Genomic DNA, 17366 nt, shown 5'->3' on the forward strand with positions numbered 1-17366 from the left:
ATGCTCGAGAGCTGCCGTAATGCCCAGGAACGTTGGGGAGGCGTACACCAGCTGATCGACCGCTGGTTGCGGGATCGACATGAATTGGTCCGGGCATTCGATTCCCTGGACGGTGTCCAGGCGCCGAAGACCAATGCCGAGAATCTGCAGAGCTTCTGCCAGCTACTGCTCGACTACGTGTCGGCAGGCCACTTCGAAGTCTACGAACAGCTGATGAACGAGGCACAGGCCTTCGGTGATACGCGAGGCCTGGAACTGGCCAAGCAGATCTACCCCCGCCTCGAAACCATCACCGCCAATGCGCTGAACTTCAACGACCGCTGCGACAACGGTGATTGCCGCGAAGGCACCTGCCTGACGAGCGAACTGAAAAGCCTGCGCCAGCAGCTGCACGAACGCTTCGAACTGGAAGACTGCCTGATCGAAGTCCTGCACAACGCCCACGAGCAGAAAGCCGTTACGGCCTGAGCGAAGGGGTGTCCGAAAACGGCGCGAGCGCTTGAAGCACTCGCGCCGTTTTCGTTTGCGTCGGGTTCGTGCGATTCATGCCAATTGCAGACGCTGCTAGCGATGTTTCGAGCCTCGCACTTTGCGCACACCACGCTGAAAAACTCGCGCCGTTCGGCAGCTCCCTCCTGTGTTTTCGCAGTCTTTTTCGGGGGATGAATCACGGCTGAAAATTGGCTGCAACGGCGACTGCGAGCACCTGTTCGCGAGTGCATTTCCACTGTGTCGTGATCGCAATTTTCGCGACGTGTTGGCGTGCCGCGAAAGCCTGCCAGTCCATCTTCGTCGGGACTGCTGCGCGTTACGCGGAAGGCTCTGCGACGGGCATCTTCGACCTGTCCTGAAAATTTATTTTTCATCGTCAAACGCACGCGCCACGGGCGTTTGCGCGGCCAGGCCGATGGCGACAACGGAACCAAGTGCGTGAGGCAGCGTCATTGAGTGAGAGAAAAAACGCGCCTTCGCGCACTGCTGGAAACCTCTGAAGCCAATGCCTGCTGCGGCCTGCAGCACAATAGGGACATTGGCGAGAGGCCATCAGCGGGGCTAGTATGGGCGCAACCACGTCCGCCAGGAGGCACGTCATGTCGGCCAACAAGAAACCCGTCACTACCCCTCTGCACCTGCTGCACCAGTTGTCCAACAGTCTGATCGAACACCTCGAAGGTGCCTGCAAGCAGGCGCTCGTCGATTCCGAAAAGCTGCTCGCCAAGCTCGAGAAACAACGCGGCAAGGCTCAGGAGAAGCTGCACAACGCACGCACAAAGCTGCAGGACGCGACCAAGGCCGGCAAGGCGAAGGCGCAGGCCAAGGCCAAATCGAGCATCGCTGAGCTCGACGGTGTGCTGGATGTTCTGAAGACCCGCCAGACCGAAACCCGTGCCTACATCGCCAACCTCAAGCGCGATGTGCAGGAGAGCCTGAAGCTCGCCCAGGGCGTGACCAAGGTGAAGGAAGCCGCTGGCAAATCCCTCGCTACCCGCAAGCCGGCCGCTGCCGCTGCAAAACCGGTTGCCAAGGCTGCTGCCAAACCGGCTGCCAAGCCCGCCGCGAAGACCGCCGCCAAGCCTGCTGCGAAGCCGGCCGCCAAGGTCGCCGCTGCCAAACCTGCTGCTGCGAAAGTTGCTGCCAAGCCGGTTGCCAAACCTGCCGCAAAACCAGCTGCCAAGGCTGCTGCCAAACCTGCCGCCAAGACCGCTGCAAAGCCCGCAGCCAAGCCGGCTGCCAGGACCGCTGCTGCTAAACCTGCCGCTGCCAAGCCTGCTGCTAAACCGGCTGCGAAGCCCCCAGCGAAAGCCGCCGCCAAGCCGGCAGCCAAACCCGCAGCCAAGCCAGTCTCCGCCGCTAAGCCGGCAGCCAAACCTGCCGCAAAACCGGCTGCCAAGCCTGCTGCGAAAGCTGCTGCCAAACCCGCGGCGAAGCCGGCCGCCAAGCCTGCTGCAGCGAAGCCCGCTGCTGTCGCGAAACCTGCCGCTGCCAAGCCTGCCGCTAAGCCCGCTGCCGCTGCAAAACCGGCTGCCAAGCCCGCCGCGAAACCGGCTGCCAAACAGGCCGTGAAAGCCGCTGCCAAGCCTGCCGCGAAACCGGCCGTCAAGCCTGCTGCCAAACCCGCTGCGGCCAAGCCTGCCGTCGCTGCCAAACCGGCCGCTCCGGCCGCCCCGAGCACACCGGCTGCCCAGCCGAGTGCGCCGGCCGCGACCCCGGCTGCCAGCGCCACTCCGGCACCGGCTGCTCCGGCCAGCAGCACCTCCTCCAGCGCTTCCTAAGGCTCAGGAGAGGCTCGCCGCGGTGCGCAGGGTTTCCCGCGCATCGCGGCGCAAGCCGCCTGCCTCAGCAGATACGGCCTCCAGCCAGCGCGCCAGATCCTTCGCCTCACCCCGTGGCCAATCCTTCGCCACCGTCTCCAGCCTCCCCAGCAACACCTTTTCCGCTTCCAGTTCGAGCTGCTTGATCCGTTCGCGCAGTGACGCCAGCTCCGCATCCTGCTTCGCCGATTCTCGCCAGCGCTGACGCAGCGAACGCAACGGCACGACCACCTCTTCGCGCCATCCCCGCGCCGTGCTTTCCAGCTCGCTCATTCGCGACGCCGCGAAGGCCACACCAGTGCTGCCCAGCCAGGCCGCAGCGAGCAACAGGCAGACATCCGCACCGCCTTCCTGCAGGGCCAGGCAAGCCGGCTCAACCCCAGGCCGGGCGTAGAGTTTCAGTGCATACGACCAGACATCATCAGACATAGAGCACCCACAGCGATTGCCAGGCGAAGCTGATAAACTCCGCCGCCATGATTCGACTACAAAATCTTACGCTACAGCGTGGCCCCCAGCGCTTGCTGGAAGGTGCCGAACTCACCCTGCACGCCGGACAGAAAGTCGGCCTGATCGGCGCCAACGGCGCCGGCAAGTCGAGCCTGTTCGCCTTGCTGCGCGGCCAACTCGGCCAGGATGCCGGTGACTGCTACCTGCCCGCAGACTGGCGCATCGCGCACATGCGCCAGGAGGTCGATACTCTCGACCGCCTCGCCGTCGACTACGTGCTCGACGGCGACGTGCACCTGCGCAGGATCCAGGCGGACCTCGCTGCGGCGGAAGACGCCCATGACGGCACCGCCCTGGCGCGCCTGCACAGCGAGCTGGACAGCGCCGACGGATACTCCGCCGATGCTCGCGCGCGCAAGCTGCTGGCCGGACTGGGCTTCACACCCGAGCAGATGGACCGCCGCGTCGGCGACTTCTCCGGTGGCTGGCGGATGCGCCTGAACCTGGCGCAGGCGCTGATGTGCCCGTCCGAACTGCTGCTGCTCGACGAACCGACCAACCACTTGGACCTTGATGCCATCCTCTGGCTGGAAGAGTGGCTCAAGGGTTACCCGGGCACGCTGCTGCTGATTTCCCACGACCGCGATTTCCTCGACGCGGTAGTGGACAACATCGCGCACCTCGAACAGCGCAAGCTGACGCTGTACCGCGGCGGCTACTCGGCCTTCGAGCGTACCCGCGCCGAACGCCTGGCCCAGCAGCAACAGGCGTACGAGAAGCAGCAGGCGCAACGCGCCCACATGGAAAAGTACATCGCCCGCTTCCGCGCCCAGGCTACCAAGGCCCGGCAGGCGCAGAGCCGGATCAAGGCGCTGGAACGCCTGGAAGAACTGGCGCCGGCCCACGTCGACTCGCCGTTCGACTTCGTCTTCCGCGAGTCCGACAAGATTTCCAGCCCACTCTTGAACCTCTCCGAAGCCCGTCTGGGCTACGTCGACAAGAGTGGCGACAAGACCGTGCTGGAGAAGGTCAAGCTGCAGCTGGTGCCCGGTGCGCGCATCGGCCTGCTCGGCCCCAACGGCGCAGGCAAGTCGACACTGATCAAGACCCTCTCCGGCGACCTGTCGCTACTGTCCGGCGAGCTTGCCCGTGGCGAGAACCTCGCCATCGGCTACTTCGCCCAGCATCAGCTCGACTCGCTGGACCCCAAGGCCAGCCCGTTGCTGCACCTGGCGCGTATCGCTCCGGCCGAGCGCGAGCAGACCCTGCGCGACTTCCTCGGCGGCTTCGACTTCCGTGGCGAGCGCTGTGACGAACCGGTGCTGAATTTCTCCGGTGGTGAGAAGGCACGCCTGGCCCTGGCGCTGATCGCCTGGCAGAAGCCCAACCTGCTGCTGCTCGACGAACCGACCAACCACCTCGACCTGGAAATGCGCCTGGCGCTGACCCTGGCGCTGCAGGAGTTCTCCGGCGCCGTGGTGGTGGTGTCGCACGACCGTCACCTGCTCAAGAGCACCACCGATGAGTTCCTGCTGGTCGCCGACGGGCGCATCCAGGAGTTCGAAGGCGACCTCGACGACTACGCCCGCTGGCTGGTGGATTTCCGCGCGCGCCAGACGCCGTCTTCGCCCGCCGTTCCCGCTGGCGACAAGACCGACAAGCGCGCCCAGCGCCAGGCCGCCGCCGCCTTGCGCCAGCAGCTCGCCCCGCACAAGCGCGAGGCGGACAAGCTGGAGAAGGAACTGGGCAAAGTTCACGAACAGCTCGCCGAGCTGGAGCAGCGCCTGGGCGACAGCGCGCTATACGAGGCCTCGCGAAAGGACGAGCTGCGTGACCTGCTGGCCCGCCAGGCGACCCTGAAAGGGCGTGAAAGCGAGCTGGAAGAGTCCTGGTTGATGGCACTGGAAACCCTCGAAGAGCTGCAGCGCCAGCTCGAGGCCAGCGAGTGATGGACGACGTGAATCTGCTGGTGGCGTGGAGTGAACCGCTGCTGCGTGGCGGGCAGATCATTCTCGTCCTGCTGCTCGCGTGGCTGGTGCAGCGCGTGGTGACGCGCGCTGTCAGCCGCCTTGGCGAGCGCTACCCGATGCCGCCGGAGCTGTTGCTGCCGCTGCGAGGTGGCCTGCGCTGGTTGATCATGGGCTCGGCAGTGATGCTGGTGCTGGAGCGCCTGGGTGTCTCCGCCGATGTGCTGTGGGCTGCGCTGACCGGCTTCGCCGCCGTGGCCGCCGTGGCCTTCTTCGCGATCTGGAGCGTGCTGTCCAACCTGTTCTGCGCGCTGATGATCTTCACCATGGGCCCGTTCCGCCTGGGCGACCGCGTGGAAGTCATCGAATCTGCGGACAAGCCCGGTGTGAAAGGCCGGGTCGTGGCGATCAACCTGCTGTACACCACCCTGGAGGAATCGGGCGAGGACGGCGCGCCGGGCGCATTGCTGCAGGTACCGAACAACCTGTTCTTCCAGAAGGCCATTCGCCGTTGGCGCGGGCCGAACTTCCCCACCACCACTCCCTGACCCCTAGCCCTGACGGACTCCCCCACTATGGAATGGCTTACTAGCCCTGAGATCTGGGTTGCCTTTCTGACCCTGACTGCCCTGGAAATCGTACTGGGCATCGACAACATCATCTTCATCTCGATCCTGGTCGGTCGCCTGCCACCCGCCCAGCAACCCAAGGCGCGCTTCTTTGGCCTGGCCCTGGCCATGGGCACGCGGATCCTTCTGCTGCTGTCGATCACCTGGGTGATGCGCCTGACCGCCGACCTGTTCACCGTGTTCGACCACGGCATCTCCGGACGCGACCTGATCCTGTTCTTCGGCGGCCTGTTCCTGCTGTTCAAGAGCACCATGGAAATCTTCCACAGCCTGGAAGGCGCCGAGGAAGGCGAGCAGAGCGGCGGCAAGTCCCGTGGCTTCATGGGCATCATCATCCAGATCGCGATCATCGACATCGTCTTCTCCCTGGACTCGGTAATCACCGCCGTGGGGCTGGTGCAGCATGTGCCGGTGATGGTCGCGGCCATCGTCATCTCGGTCGGCGTGATGATGCTCTCGGCCGGCACCATCAGTGCCTTCATCGAGAAGCACCCGTCGCTGAAGATGCTGGCGCTGTCCTTCCTCATCGTGGTCGGCACCGTGCTGATCGCCGAGGCTTTCGAGATCCACGTGCCCAAGGGCTACGTGTACTTCGCCATGGCCTTCTCGCTGGCGGTGGAGGCAATCAACATCCGCCTGCGCGGCGCCCTGGCACGCAAGCGCGGCGAGGAGCCGGTGAAGCTGCGCAAGGACATTCCGAGCTGATCGCTCTGTCGTGATATAGAAAGCCCGGCCCAGTGCCGGGCTTTTTGTTTTTCGTGGGAGTGAGCTTGCTCGCGAACAGAGTTTCCCGGCGACTCCGGAGTTATGGCGGTTCGCGAGCAAGCTCGCTCCTACAGGGCTCCCCCGACCTTCGTCGGCAATGCTGGGCGGCGCAGCCTGACTGAGGCACACTGAGCCTCCGTAACAATTTATTGCGCCTGCCTGGGCGCCATGAGGTCCGCCATGCTCGCCAGTACCTGGTTCGCCTTCTTCATCGCCTGCTGGGTGATCAGCCTGTCGCCCGGCGCCGGGGCCATCGCCTCGATGTCCTGTGGGCTGCAATACGGCTTCTGGCGCGGCTACTGGAATGCCCTGGGCCTGCAGATCGGCCTGGCGCTGCAGATCGCCATCGTCGCCGCCGGCGTCGGCGCACTGCTGTCGACGTCCGCCGTAGCGTTCAGCGCGATCAAATGGTTCGGCGTGGTCTACCTGGTCTATCTCGCGTACCGCCAGTGGACTGCTGCTCCGCAGGTCATAGCAGCCAGCGGCGAGCGTCCCATCGGCCGGCCGCTGACCCTGGTGCTGCGCGGCTTCCTGGTCAATGCCAGCAACCCCAAGGCGGTCATCTTCATGCTCGCGGTGCTGCCGCAGTTCGTCGACCCGCACCAGCCCATGGCGATCCAGTACGTGATCATGGGCGCCACCATGATTACCGTGGACCTGATCGTCATGGCCGGCTACACCGGTCTGGCCGCACGTGTGCTGCGCGCGCTGCGCTCGCAGCGCCAGCAACGGATCATGAATCGAACCTTCGCCACCTTGTTCGTGGGCGCCGCCGCGCTGCTCGCCACGGTCCGCCGCGCCCCGGTCTGAGGGAGTTTGCGGGCTTTTTGTCGGAGGGTCGGGGTGGCCTTGCGGTCACTCCGGGCGCAATTGCGCGGGACGTTCTCCTTGCATAGACGGAAACCTGAGGTGACAATTTAACCTCTTTCATTCTCATTTAACTTTCCGTATGCGCCCCTCCAAACTATTCGTCTGGCTGTTGCCGCTGGTCGGCCTTTTCAGCCTTGGAGCTCACGCCGACACGGCTGTCGACCCTGCTCAAGCCTTGCACCTGCTCAGTTATCTCGCCGCTGACTATCCCGCCACCGTCGCCGACGGCAAGGTGATCAACGACAGCGAGTACAAGGAGCAGCTGGAATTCGTCGGCAATCTCCATTCGCTGATCCTGACCCTGCCGGCACGCCCCGAACGAGCTGACCTGGAGAAGGACGCTGCCGGCCTCAAGCAGGCCATTGAGCAGCGTCAGCCGGGCAAGCAAGTGGCCCAGCAGGCCCGTCACCTGGAGGCGCGCGTCGCCGATATCTACCAGGTGGTGCAGACCCCCGCGATCACCCCGGATCCGGCCCGTGGCGCCGAGGTCTACGCCCAGCAGTGCTCGATCTGCCATGGCGATGCCGGCAAGGGCGACGGCCCGGCGGGCATCGGCCTGGAGCCGCCGCCGGCCAACCTGACCGACCGCGCGCGTCTGGACCAGCTGAGCCTGTATGACCTGCGCAACGTCATCGGCCTGGGCGTTGCCGGCACCGACATGCCGGCCTTCGCCGATCAGCTCGACGAGCGCCAGCGCTGGGACCTGGCTTCCTATGTGGCCAGCCTCAGCGCCGGTCAGGCCAAGCCCGATCCGGCCCACGCCTACCCGCTGGCAACCCTGTCGACCCAGACTCCGGCGGATGTCGCCGAACATGACGGCGAAGCCGCAGCCGAGAGCTTCCGTGCGCTGCGGGCTCATCCGCCGCTGGAGCACCGTGGCCCGGCGCAACAGATCGACTACACCTCCGCGACGCTGGACAAGAGCTTCGCCGTGTACCGTTCCGGTGACCACGACCAGGCCTACGACCTGTCCGTGGCGGCCTACCTGGAAGGCTTCGAGCTGGTGGAAAGCTCGCTGGACAACGTCGACGCCGACCTGCGCAAGGCCACCGAGAAGCAACTGATGGCCTACCGTCAGGCACTGCGTGATGGTCTGCCGGAAGCCGAAGTGGCGCAGCAGCTGGAACTGGCCAAGGCCAAGCTGGCGGACGCCGCCAAAGCCCTGAGCGGTGACTCGCTGAGCTTCTCCATCAGCTTCGTCTCGGCCCTGCTGATCCTCCTGCGCGAAGGCGTGGAAGCGATCCTGGTGCTCGCCGCGATCCTCGCCTTCCTGCGCAACACCGGGCAGGAGAAGGCCGTGCGTGGCGTCCATGTCGGCTGGGGCCTGGCCTTCGTCGCCGGTTTCGCCACCTGGGCGGTTGCGGCCTACGTCATCGACATCGGCGGCGCCCAGCGTGAGCTGATGGAAGGCTTCACCTCGCTGTTCGCCTGCGTGATGGTGCTCTGGCTCGGCGTGTGGATGCACGACCGTCGCCATGCCGCCGCCTGGCAGGACTACATCCGCAGCAGCCTGGTGGGCGGCGGTGGTCGCTTCGGCTTCGCGGTGCTGGCGTTCTTCTCGGTCTACCGCGAGCTGTTCGAGGTCATCCTGTTCTACGAGACCCTCTGGCTGCAGGCTGGCCCGGCCGGTCACAACGCGGTGATCGCCGGTGCGGGCACTGCGGTGGTGATCCTGATCGGTATCGCCTTCGTGATCCTGCGTGGCTCGGCGAAACTGCCGCTGAAGCTGTTCTTCACCGTCAACGCCGCACTGCTCTGTGCCCTGTCGGTGGTCTTCGCTGGCCATGGCGTGGTCGCCCTGCAGGAAGCCGGGGTGATCGGCACCCGCCCGGTACCGTTCTTCGACTTCGACTGGCTCGGCATCAAGGCCGACGCCTACTCGTTGTCGGCCCAGGCGGTGGCGCTGGTGGCGGTGGCTGTGCTCTATGGGCGCAGCTACTTCTCCGAGCGCCGCAAGGCCGCCGAGATCGCCTCGTCCTGAGGCGATAGCCAAGCGACATACGACGGCCAGTGCGATACTGGCCGTCGTGCTTTTCGAAGGAAGGTTTTCCCCCGATGCGTATCTGGATCGACGCCGACGCCTGCCCGCGTGCGGCCAAGGAGCTGGTGGCGAAGTTCGCCTTGAAGCGCAAGCTGGAGGTGGTGATGGTTGCTGGCCAGCCCGTGGCCAAGCCGCCGTTCGCCTGTGTCAGCCTGATCGTGGTGCCCAGCGGAATGGACGCTGCCGACGATTACCTGGTGGAGCAGGCCGAGCCCGGTGACCTGGTGATCTGTAGCGACGTGCCGCTGGCCGACCGGCTCGTGAAGAAGGGCGTCGATGCGCTGGACCCGCGTGGTCGCGAGTTCGACGAGAAGAACATGGGTGAGCGCCTGGCCGTGCGCAACCTGTTCACCGACCTGCGCGAGCAGGGCCAGGTGGGTGGAGGGCAGGCGCCCTACGGCGACAAGGACCGCCAGGCCTTCGCCAACGGCCTGGACCGGTTGCTGACGCGCCTGCTGCGTGAGGCGGAGAGCCGCAAGGGCTGATCCGGCCTGAAACGAAAACGCCCGGCAATGCCGGGCGTTTTTATTCCGGTGGGCTACATCGGCGTTGCAGCGGCTCGCGGATGTCTCGACTGAAGAGCTTCAGGCCAGCTCCAGCACCCGGTCGACCGCCTTGTTGATGCCGCTGGCGGCCTCGGCGATGGACTGTGCGAGCATGTAGGCCGGAGTGGTGACCAGCTTGCGGTCCTTGTCCTCGACGATGTCTTCCACGGCGCAATCGATGTGCTTGGCGCCCATGTTGGTCAGCGCCTTGGCGGTGCCTTCGTCAGTGCCGATGGTGCATTCCACACCTTCGCCATAGATGCGCGCGGCCATGGCCGGGGCGATGCAGATCAGGCCGACCGGCTTCTTCGCCGCGGCGAAGGCCTTGGCCAGGGCCAGTACGTCCGGCTGCACCTCGCACTGATCGCCCTTGAAGGCGAAGTCACTGAGGTTCTTGGCCGCGCCGAAGCCGCCGGGCACGATCAGGGCGTCGAAGTCCTCGACCTTGGCTTCGCGCACGTCTTTCACTTCGCCGCGGGCGATGCGTGCGGACTCCACCAGCACGTTGCGCTTTTCCGCCATTTCCTCGCCGGTCAGGTGATTCAGTACATGGTGTTGCTCGATATTCGGCGCGAAGCACTGTACCTGGGCACCACGCTGGGACAGGCGCAACAGGGTGATCACGCTTTCGTGGATTTCCGCGCCGTCGTAGACGCCACAGCCGGAGAGGATAACGGCAACTTTCTTCATGAACTGCTCCTGTACGAGGGGGCCGGGGCTGTCGCGATATGCCGCCCGGGCTGTCGCCGACGGCCGTGGCCGGCGTCGGGCAAGGGACTAGGATCCTTCCTCATAAGCATAACGATTCGGTCGCGCCATGAACTACATCCTCTTCGCCGTACCCTTCTTTTTCCTCCTGATTGCGATCGAACTGCTCGCCGACCGCTGGCGCGGCCTGCGTACCTACCGCCTGAGCGATGCGCTGAACAGCCTCAGCGCCGGTGTGCTCTCCACCACCAGCGGCCTGCTGACCAAAGGCCTGGCGGTGCTCACCTATGCCATCGCCTGGCAGCACCTGGCGCTCTTCGAGATGTCCACGCAGAGCCTCTGGGTCTGGGTATTCGCCTTCGTCTTCTACGACTTCTGCTACTACTGGAACCACCGCCTGGGCCACGAGCGCAACGTGCTCTGGGCCGCGCACTCGGTGCACCACCAGAGTGAGGACTACAACCTCTCCACCGCACTGCGGCAGACCAGCACCGGCTTCATCTTCGGCTGGATCTTCTACCTGCCCATGGCGATCGCCGGGGTTCCGCCGCTGGTATTCCTCACCGTCGGCGCGCTGAACCTGCTCTACCAGTTCTGGGTACATACCCGGCACATTCCCAAGCTGGGCTGGTTCGAGTGGATCTTCATCACCCCGTCCAACCACCGCGTGCACCACGCGCAGAATCCTATCTACATGGATCGCAACTATGGCGGCGTGTTCATTATTTGGGACCGTCTGTTCGGCACCTTCCAGGAGGAGCTGGACGAGGAGCCGGTGGTGTTCGGCGTGACCGTGCCGCTGGCCAGCTGGAATCCGCTGTGGGCCAACCTGCAGGTCTACGCGCACCTGTGGAATGACGCGCGCCACGCCAGCAGTACCTGGGACAAGCTGCGCATCTGGTTCATGCGCACCGGCTGGCGCCCCGAGGATGTTGCCCAGCGTTACCCCATGGCCAAGCCGGACCTGGCAGCCTTCCGCAAATTCGACGTGCCGCTGACGCGCGGCCGGCAGTGGTACGCCGGGCTTCAGTTCGCCACCTATGTAGTGGTTGGCACCTGGTTGCTGGGCGTCGGGGAGCACTGGCAGGTACTGCCGCTGGTGATCGGCTGGAGCTGGATGGCTTTCGGTCTCTATGCCATCGGTTGCTGGCTGGAGAACCGTAGCTGGGCGTTGCGCCTGGAAGTGCTGCGATTGGTGCTGAACATTCCGGCAGTGGCGGCGTTGGCGCTGTGGGGAGGGATCGAGTTGTCGCAGTGGGCGCCCTGGGCGCTGGCGGTCTACTCGCTGCTCAGCCTGATCGGTCTGCTGGGCCTGTGCCGCGCGGAACGCTTGCCGCAGGCAGCCTGATCAGTCGGTCTTGCTGGCCTTGAAGCGGCGGCGCAGCCAGAACAGCAGGCCGATCACCACCAGGCCGCCGAGGACCATGAGTTCGTACTTCTTGATGTTGCCCAGCACGCCTTCGAGCACGCTGCCGAAGTAGAAGGCCGCGCTGCCCAGCACGGAAGCCCAGACGATGGCGCCGATGCCGTTGAGCAGCAGGTAGCGTGCCGGCGGGTAGCCGGACAGGCCGATTGCCACCGGCATCACGGTGCGCAGGCCGTAGACGAAACGGAAGCTCAGCACCCACAGGTCGGGATGCTTGCGAACGTGCTCCAGCGCCTTGTCGCCCATTTTTTGCCAGCGCGGTTTGCGCGCGAGCAGCTTGCGACCGTGGCGACGGCCGAGGAAATACCAGAGCTGGTCGCCCGCGTAACTGCCGAAGAAAGCCACCGCGATGACGTATTCCAGCTGCATGTAGCCGCGGAATGCCAGGAAGCCGGCCAGGACCAGAATGGTCTCACCCTCGAAGAACGTGCCGAGAAACAGCGCGAAGTAGCCGAAATCCTGCAGGAATTGTTGGAGCATTATCGAGGCAACGCAGCGAAATGAACGCGAAGCCTAACTCGGTTGTCGCCCGCAGGGAAGGCACCCCAGTCTGCACAACTGACCTGGAACAAGTCCGTGCCGGTGCAGAGCGGCGGCATGCCGCTGCGGCAGGATGCCGCGACCAAGGGTCACTGTTACCGGTTGTTACCAATCGGTCATAATTCAGGGCTATAACTGTCAGACTGTGCCTGCTGTATCAGGCCCTGGAGTACGCCGTGAGCTTCATTCCCGCCGATCGTGCCTTCCCCTTCACTCGTCTGCGTCGCAACCGTCGTGACGAATTTTCCCGCCGTCTGGTGCGCGAAAACGTCCTGACCACCAACGACCTGATCCTTCCGGTGTTCGTCCTCGACGGCAAGAACCAGCGTGAAGCGGTACCCTCGATGCCGGGTGTGGAGCGCATGTCCATCGACCTGCTGCTCAAGGAAGCCGAAGAGCTGGTGGAGCTGGGCATTCCGGCCCTGGCGCTGTTCCCGGTGACGCCGCTGGAGAAGAAATCCCTCGATGGCGCCGAAGCCTTCAACCCCGATGGCATTGCCCAGCGCGCCACCCGCGCCCTGCGCGAGCGCTTCCCGGAACTGGGCATCATCACCGACGTGGCGCTGGACCCGTTCACCAGCCACGGCCAGGACGGCATCCTCGACGAAGACGGCTACGTCCTGAACGATATTTCCGTTGATGTGCTGGTCAAACAGGCGCTTTCCCACGCCGAAGCCGGCGCCCAGGTCGTGGCTCCCTCGGACATGATGGACGGCCGTATCGGCGCGATCCGCGAGGCCCTGGAGTCCACCGGTCACATCAACACCCGCATCATGGCCTACTCGGCCAAGTACGCCAGCGCCTACTACGGCCCGTTCCGCGATGCCGTCGGCTCCGCCGCCAACCTGGGCAAGGGCAACAAGGCCACCTACCAGATGGACCCGGCCAACAGCGACGAAGCGCTGCACGAGATCTACGCTGACCTCGCCGAAGGCGCCGACATGATCATGGTCAAGCCGGGCATGCCCTATCTCGACATCGTTCGCCGGGCCAAGGACGAATTCCGCGCGCCGACCTTTGTCTACCAGGTCAGTGGCGAGTACGCGATGCACATGGCCGCGATCAACAACGGCTGGCTCAGCGAGGCGGTGATCCTGGAATCGCTGCTGGCCTTCAAACGCGCTGGCGCAGATGGCATCCTGACCTACTTCGCCAAGCGCGCAGCACAACAATTGAAAAGCGGGGGCTGACCCCGTCGATGAGACGAGCGATGAATACCGAAGGCATTAGCGAAACCGAAGTTATCGAAGCTGACACCACCGCTGAAATCACCGAAGTCGTGGTGGAAGAGGTCGCCGAGGCGACGCCACCCCCCGTCGAGCCGGCGGTGCCGGCGATCAACGTGGACGACAGTGCCCTCTACATTCATCGCGAGCTCTCGCAGCTGCAGTTCAACATCCGCGTGCTGGAGCAGGCGCTGGATGAGTCCTACCCGCTGCTGGAGCGCTTGAAGTTCCTGCTGATCTTCTCCAGCAACCTCGACGAGTTCTTCGAGATCCGTGTCGCTGGCCTGAAGAAGCAGATCACCTTTGCCCGCGAGCAGGCCGGCGCCGACGGCCTGTTGCCGCACCAGGCGCTGGCGCGCATCAGCGAACAGGTGCACGAGCAGGTCGCTCGCCAGTACAGCATCCTCAACGACATCCTGTTGCCGGAGCTGGCCAAGCACGATATCCGCTTCATCCGCCGCCGTTACTGGACGCCAAAGATCAAGGCCTGGGTCCGTCGCTTCTTCCGTGACGAGATCGCGCCCATCGTCACCCCGATCGGCCTCGACCCGACCCACCCGTTCCCGCTGCTGGTGAACAAGAGCCTGAACTTCATGGTCGAGCTCGAGGGCCTGGACGCCTTCGGCCGTGACTCCGGCCTGGCGATCATCCCCGCGCCGCGTTCGCTGCCGCGGATCATCCGCCTGCCGGAAGAAGTCGCCGGTCCCGGCGACAACTACGTGTTCCTGTCGTCGATGATCCACGCCCACGCCGACGACCTGTTCCACGGCATGAAGGTGAAGGGCTGCTACCAGTTCCGCCTGACCCGTAATGCCGACCTCTCGGTGGATGCCGAGGACGTCGAGGACCTGGCCCGCGCGCTGCGCGGCGAGCTGTTCTCGCGTCGCTACGGAGACGCGGTGCGCCTGGAGGTGGTGGACACCTGCCCGGTGCCCCTGTCCAACTACCTGCTCAAGCAGTTCGGCCTGTCCGAAACCGAGCTGTATCGCGTCAGCGGCCCGGTCAACCTGACCCGCCTGTTCAGCGTCACCGGTCTCGCCAGCCATCCTGAGCTGCAGTCGCCGCCGTTCACCCCGGCGATCCCCAAACTGCTGCAGAAGAAGGAAAACCTGTTCAACGTCCTGGGCAAGCTCGATGTGCTGCTGATGCACCCGTTCGAGTCCTTCACCCCGGTGGTCGACCTGCTGCGCCAGGCGGCCAAGGACCCCAGCGTGCTGGCGATCAAGCAGACGCTGTATCGCTCCGGCGCCAACTCCGAGATCGTCGACGCGCTGGTGGAAGCCGCGCGAAATGGCAAGGAAGTCACCGTGGTGATCGAGTTGCGGGCGCGCTTCGACGAAGAGTCCAACCTCCAGTTGGCCAGCCGCCTGCAGCAGGCCGGCGCCGTGGTGATCTACGGCGTGGTTGGCTTCAAGACCCACGCCAAGATGATGTTGATCCTGCGTCGCGAGGACGGTGAGCTGCGCCGTTACGCGCACCTGGGCACCGGCAACTACCACGCCGGCAACGCCCGTCTGTACACCGACTACAGCCTGCTGACCGCCGACGTGGCGCTCTGCGAGGACCTGCACAAGCTGTTCAACCAGCTGATCGGCATGGGCAAGACCCTGCGCATGAAGAAGCTCCTTCACGCGCCCTTCACCCTGAAGAAGAACCTGCTGGAGATGATCAACCGCGAGGCCGCCCAGGCGGCCGAAGGCAAGCCGGCGCACATCATGGCCAAGGTCAACTCGCTGACCGACGCCAAGGTCATCCGCGCGCTGTACAAGGCCAGCCAGGCGGGCGTGAAGATCGACCTGGTGGTGCGCGGCATGTGCTGCCTGCGTCCGGGCGTGCCGGGTGTATCGCACAATATCCAGGTGCGCTCGATCATCGGCCGCTTCCTGGAGCACAGCCGGATCTACTACTTCCTCAACGGCGGCGAGGAGAAGCTCTATCTCTCCAGCGCCGACTGGATGGAACGCAACCTCGACATGCGCGTGGAGACCTGCTTCCCGGTGGAAGGCAAGAAGCTCGTGCTGCGCGTGAAGAAGGAGCTGGAGTCCTACCTGACCGACAATACCCAGGCCTGGGTGCTGCAGTCCGACGGCAGCTACGTGCGCCAGAGCCCCAGCGGCAACCAGAACGCCCGCAACGCCCAGGCGACCCTGCTGGAGCGCCTGTGCACGCCGGTGATCAGCGGTCGCTGATCCGGTGTGTATCGAAAGCCCTGCCGCTTGCGGCGGGGCTTTTTCATGCGCGGTGCCTGGGTTTTTTCGTAGGAGCGGCTGCCGCGTGATGACCGCGAATCATCGGAAATAAAAAAGCCCCGGCGTTTGCGCGCCGGGGCCTTTGTCTTTCGTGGTAGCGATCAGCTCACGCTGAGCGAATAGCCCACGCGCTTGAGCCATTCGGCTTCCTGCTCGAAGTCCGCCTGGGTCAGCGGGTTGGCCGCCAGCCAGCCGTCCGGGAAGCGCACGTCCAGCGACTTGCCGGAGGCCTTCAGCGCCACGGCCGGCATTTCCTGGGTGCCACGGATGTGGTGGAAGAGGATGGCGAAGCGCAGCACGATGCACAGGCGGATCAGCTTGTCGCCTTCATCGCCCAGCTCGTTGAACTTGTCCACCGGGATGTTGCGGCGGTGGCCGCGCACCAGCAGCGCCAGGGTCAGCTGGTCCAGGCGTGAGAAGCCCGCCAGGTCCGAGTGCTCCAGCAGGTAGGCGCCGTGCTTGTGGTAGTGGTAGTGGGCGATGTCCAGGCCCAGCTCGTGCACGCGGGCGGCCCACATCAGCAGCTCGCGGTGGCCTTCGTCGTTGAGGTCCCAGGCCTTGGCGACCTGATCCAGCGATTCCAGCGCCTTGGCCTCGACCCGCGCGGCCTGTTCCGGATCGACGTGGTAGCGCTCCATCAGGGCGCCGATGGTGCGTTCACGGACGTCCTCGTGGTGGTGACGGCCCAGCAGATCGTAGAGCACGCCTTCGCGCAGGGCGCCTTCGGAGTGGGTCATGCGCGTCAGCTCGAGGGCGTCGAACAGCGCCTCGAGGATCGCCATGCCGGCCGGGAAGATCGGTCGGCGGTCGGGTTTGATGCCGTCGATGTCGAGCTTCTCGACCTCGCCCAGCTTGAACATCTTGCGCTTGAGCCAGGCCAGGCCGTCCGGGTTGATCTCGCCGTTGCCGTGGCCGCCGGCCTGGATCGCCAGGCAGATCGCGCGGATGGTCCCGGAGGCGCCGACGGCTTCGTCCCAGCCCAGGCGACGCAGGCTGTTCTCGATGCTCATCAGCTCCAGACGGGCCGAGGTATAGGCCTGCGCGTAGCGCGCCGGGGTGATCTTGCCGTCCTTGAAGTAGCGTTGGGTGAAGCTCACGCAGCCCATCTGCAGGCTCTCGCGCAGTTGCGATTCGAACTGCTGGCCGATGATGAACTCGGTGCTGCCGCCGCCGATGTCGACCACCAGGCGCTTGCCGGGGTTGTCGGGCAGGGTGTGGGACACGCCGAGGTAGATCAGGCGTGCTTCTTCACGGCCGGAGATGACTTCCACCGGGTGGCCCAGGATCTGGTCGGCGACGCGGATGAATTCGGCACGGTTGCGAGCCTCGCGCAGAGCGTTGGTGCCTACGACGCGAACCGAGCCCGGCGGCATGCCGTTGATGAACTGGGCGAACTGCTTCAGGCAGTCGTAGCCGCGCTGCATCGCTTCCTCGGTGAGCATGCGGTCTTCGCCGATGCCCGCGGCCAGCTGGACCTTCTCGCCCAATCGCTCGAGGATGCGGATCTCGCCGTGATCGGCCTTCGCCAAAACCATGTGGAAACTGTTCGAGCCAAGGTCAATGGCCGCGATCATCGGAAAGGTCTTGGCAGGGGTATGGGGCATAGGGGCGGGTCCGGATAAATACGGGAGACATCCT

At 64.9% G+C, this 17366-nt stretch carries 15 protein-coding genes; 11 read left to right on the forward strand and 4 right to left on the reverse strand.

Annotation, left to right across the window (positions count from 1 at the left end; translation table 11 throughout):
- Both rsd and ACKI1H_RS06350 read left to right on the forward strand, forming a co-directional pair.
- Entirely contained in the window at positions 1-468 is a 468-nt protein-coding gene (rsd, locus tag ACKI1H_RS06345) for a sigma D regulator (protein WP_138519790.1), read from the forward strand.
- Positions 469-1091: 623 nt separating this feature from the next.
- Positions 1092-2273, forward strand: a complete 1182-nt coding sequence (locus ACKI1H_RS06350; protein ID WP_440467933.1) for an AlgP family protein — start codon at positions 1092-1094, stop codon at positions 2271-2273.
- A gap of 3 nt (positions 2274-2276) precedes the next feature.
- Here ACKI1H_RS06350 and ACKI1H_RS06355 read toward each other — a convergent pair whose 3' ends face one another.
- A complete protein-coding gene (locus tag ACKI1H_RS06355; protein WP_440467934.1) occupies positions 2277-2741 on the reverse strand; it encodes a TIGR02444 family protein in 465 nt (154 codons plus the stop codon).
- Positions 2742-2788: 47 nt separating this feature from the next.
- Between ACKI1H_RS06355 and ACKI1H_RS06360 the strand changes: the two genes are divergently transcribed.
- The 6 genes from ACKI1H_RS06360 (at position 2789) to ACKI1H_RS06385 (ending at position 9519) form a co-directional block, all read left to right on the forward strand.
- Positions 2789-4711, forward strand: coding sequence for an ATP-binding cassette domain-containing protein (locus ACKI1H_RS06360; protein ID WP_440467935.1), 1923 nt, complete (start codon positions 2789-2791; stop codon positions 4709-4711).
- On the forward strand, positions 4711-5277 hold the full coding sequence (locus ACKI1H_RS06365; protein ID WP_138519786.1) for a mechanosensitive ion channel family protein: 567 nt from the start codon (positions 4711-4713) through the stop codon (positions 5275-5277). The genes ACKI1H_RS06360 and ACKI1H_RS06365 overlap by 1 nt, the downstream gene beginning before the upstream one ends.
- A gap of 27 nt (positions 5278-5304) precedes the next feature.
- Positions 5305-6063, forward strand: a complete 759-nt coding sequence (locus tag ACKI1H_RS06370) for a TerC family protein (RefSeq protein ID WP_138519785.1) — start codon at positions 5305-5307, stop codon at positions 6061-6063.
- A 240-nt stretch (positions 6064-6303) separates the two neighbouring features.
- Complete coding sequence (locus tag ACKI1H_RS06375) at positions 6304-6933, forward strand: LysE family transporter (protein WP_440467936.1); 630 nt, start codon at positions 6304-6306, stop codon at positions 6931-6933.
- Between the two features lie 139 nt (positions 6934-7072).
- Entirely contained in the window at positions 7073-8974 is a 1902-nt protein-coding gene (locus ACKI1H_RS06380) for a cytochrome c/FTR1 family iron permease (RefSeq protein WP_138519783.1), read from the forward strand.
- Positions 8975-9048: 74 nt separating this feature from the next.
- Positions 9049-9519 carry a YaiI/YqxD family protein gene (locus ACKI1H_RS06385; protein ID WP_081519504.1) on the forward strand — a complete coding sequence of 157 codons (471 nt, stop codon included), beginning with the start codon at positions 9049-9051 and terminating at the stop codon, positions 9517-9519.
- Positions 9520-9618: 99 nt separating this feature from the next.
- Here ACKI1H_RS06385 and elbB read toward each other — a convergent pair whose 3' ends face one another.
- Entirely contained in the window at positions 9619-10269 is a 651-nt protein-coding gene (elbB, locus tag ACKI1H_RS06390; RefSeq protein ID WP_138519782.1) for an isoprenoid biosynthesis glyoxalase ElbB, read from the reverse strand.
- Positions 10270-10396: 127 nt separating this feature from the next.
- On the opposite strand from elbB, the gene ACKI1H_RS06395 reads away from it, so the two are divergent.
- Positions 10397-11635, forward strand: a complete 1239-nt coding sequence (locus ACKI1H_RS06395) for a sterol desaturase family protein (protein WP_440467937.1) — start codon at positions 10397-10399, stop codon at positions 11633-11635.
- Here ACKI1H_RS06395 and ACKI1H_RS06400 read toward each other — a convergent pair whose 3' ends face one another.
- Positions 11636-12196, reverse strand: a complete 561-nt coding sequence (locus ACKI1H_RS06400) for a DedA family protein (RefSeq protein WP_440468830.1) — start codon at positions 12194-12196, stop codon at positions 11636-11638. It abuts the gene before it with no gap.
- A 233-nt stretch (positions 12197-12429) separates the two neighbouring features.
- On the opposite strand from ACKI1H_RS06400, the gene hemB reads away from it, so the two are divergent.
- A complete protein-coding gene (gene hemB / locus ACKI1H_RS06405) occupies positions 12430-13443 on the forward strand; it encodes a porphobilinogen synthase (protein ID WP_017521366.1) in 1014 nt (337 codons plus the stop codon).
- 20 nt (positions 13444-13463) lie between these two features.
- Positions 13464-15668, forward strand: a complete 2205-nt coding sequence (gene ppk1, locus ACKI1H_RS06410; protein ID WP_138519779.1) for a polyphosphate kinase 1 — start codon at positions 13464-13466, stop codon at positions 15666-15668.
- Positions 15669-15829: 161 nt separating this feature from the next.
- Here ppk1 and ppx read toward each other — a convergent pair whose 3' ends face one another.
- On the reverse strand, positions 15830-17332 hold the full coding sequence (ppx, locus tag ACKI1H_RS06415) for an exopolyphosphatase (protein WP_138519778.1): 1503 nt from the start codon (positions 17330-17332) through the stop codon (positions 15830-15832).
- Positions 17333-17366 lie beyond the last annotated feature (34 nt).

It is taken from the genome of Pseudomonas sp. YH-1 (assembly GCF_051990045.1).
Classification (GTDB): domain Bacteria; phylum Pseudomonadota; class Gammaproteobacteria; order Pseudomonadales; family Pseudomonadaceae; genus Pseudomonas; species Pseudomonas nicosulfuronedens.

Bases quoted from the DNA above. Each gene is read 5' to 3' on its own strand.
- rsd (WP_138519790.1), top strand. From the start codon at position 1: ATGCTCGAGAGCTGCCGTAATGCCCAGGAACGTTGGGGAGGCGTACAC.
- ACKI1H_RS06350 (WP_440467933.1), top strand. From the start codon at position 1,092: ATGTCGGCCAACAAGAAACCCGTCACTACCCCTCTGCACCTGCTGCAC.
- ACKI1H_RS06355 (WP_440467934.1), bottom strand. From the start codon at position 2,741: ATGTCTGATGATGTCTGGTCGTATGCACTGAAACTCTACGCCCGGCCT.
- ACKI1H_RS06360 (WP_440467935.1), top strand. From the start codon at position 2,789: ATGATTCGACTACAAAATCTTACGCTACAGCGTGGCCCCCAGCGCTTG.
- ACKI1H_RS06365 (WP_138519786.1), top strand. From the start codon at position 4,711: ATGGACGACGTGAATCTGCTGGTGGCGTGGAGTGAACCGCTGCTGCGT.
- ACKI1H_RS06370 (WP_138519785.1), top strand. From the start codon at position 5,305: ATGGAATGGCTTACTAGCCCTGAGATCTGGGTTGCCTTTCTGACCCTG.
- ACKI1H_RS06375 (WP_440467936.1), top strand. From the start codon at position 6,304: ATGCTCGCCAGTACCTGGTTCGCCTTCTTCATCGCCTGCTGGGTGATC.
- ACKI1H_RS06380 (WP_138519783.1), top strand. From the start codon at position 7,073: ATGCGCCCCTCCAAACTATTCGTCTGGCTGTTGCCGCTGGTCGGCCTT.
- ACKI1H_RS06385 (WP_081519504.1), top strand. From the start codon at position 9,049: ATGCGTATCTGGATCGACGCCGACGCCTGCCCGCGTGCGGCCAAGGAG.
- elbB (WP_138519782.1), bottom strand. From the start codon at position 10,269: ATGAAGAAAGTTGCCGTTATCCTCTCCGGCTGTGGCGTCTACGACGGC.
- ACKI1H_RS06395 (WP_440467937.1), top strand. From the start codon at position 10,397: ATGAACTACATCCTCTTCGCCGTACCCTTCTTTTTCCTCCTGATTGCG.
- ppk1 (WP_138519779.1), top strand. From the start codon at position 13,464: ATGAATACCGAAGGCATTAGCGAAACCGAAGTTATCGAAGCTGACACC.
- ppx (WP_138519778.1), bottom strand. From the start codon at position 17,332: ATGCCCCATACCCCTGCCAAGACCTTTCCGATGATCGCGGCCATTGAC.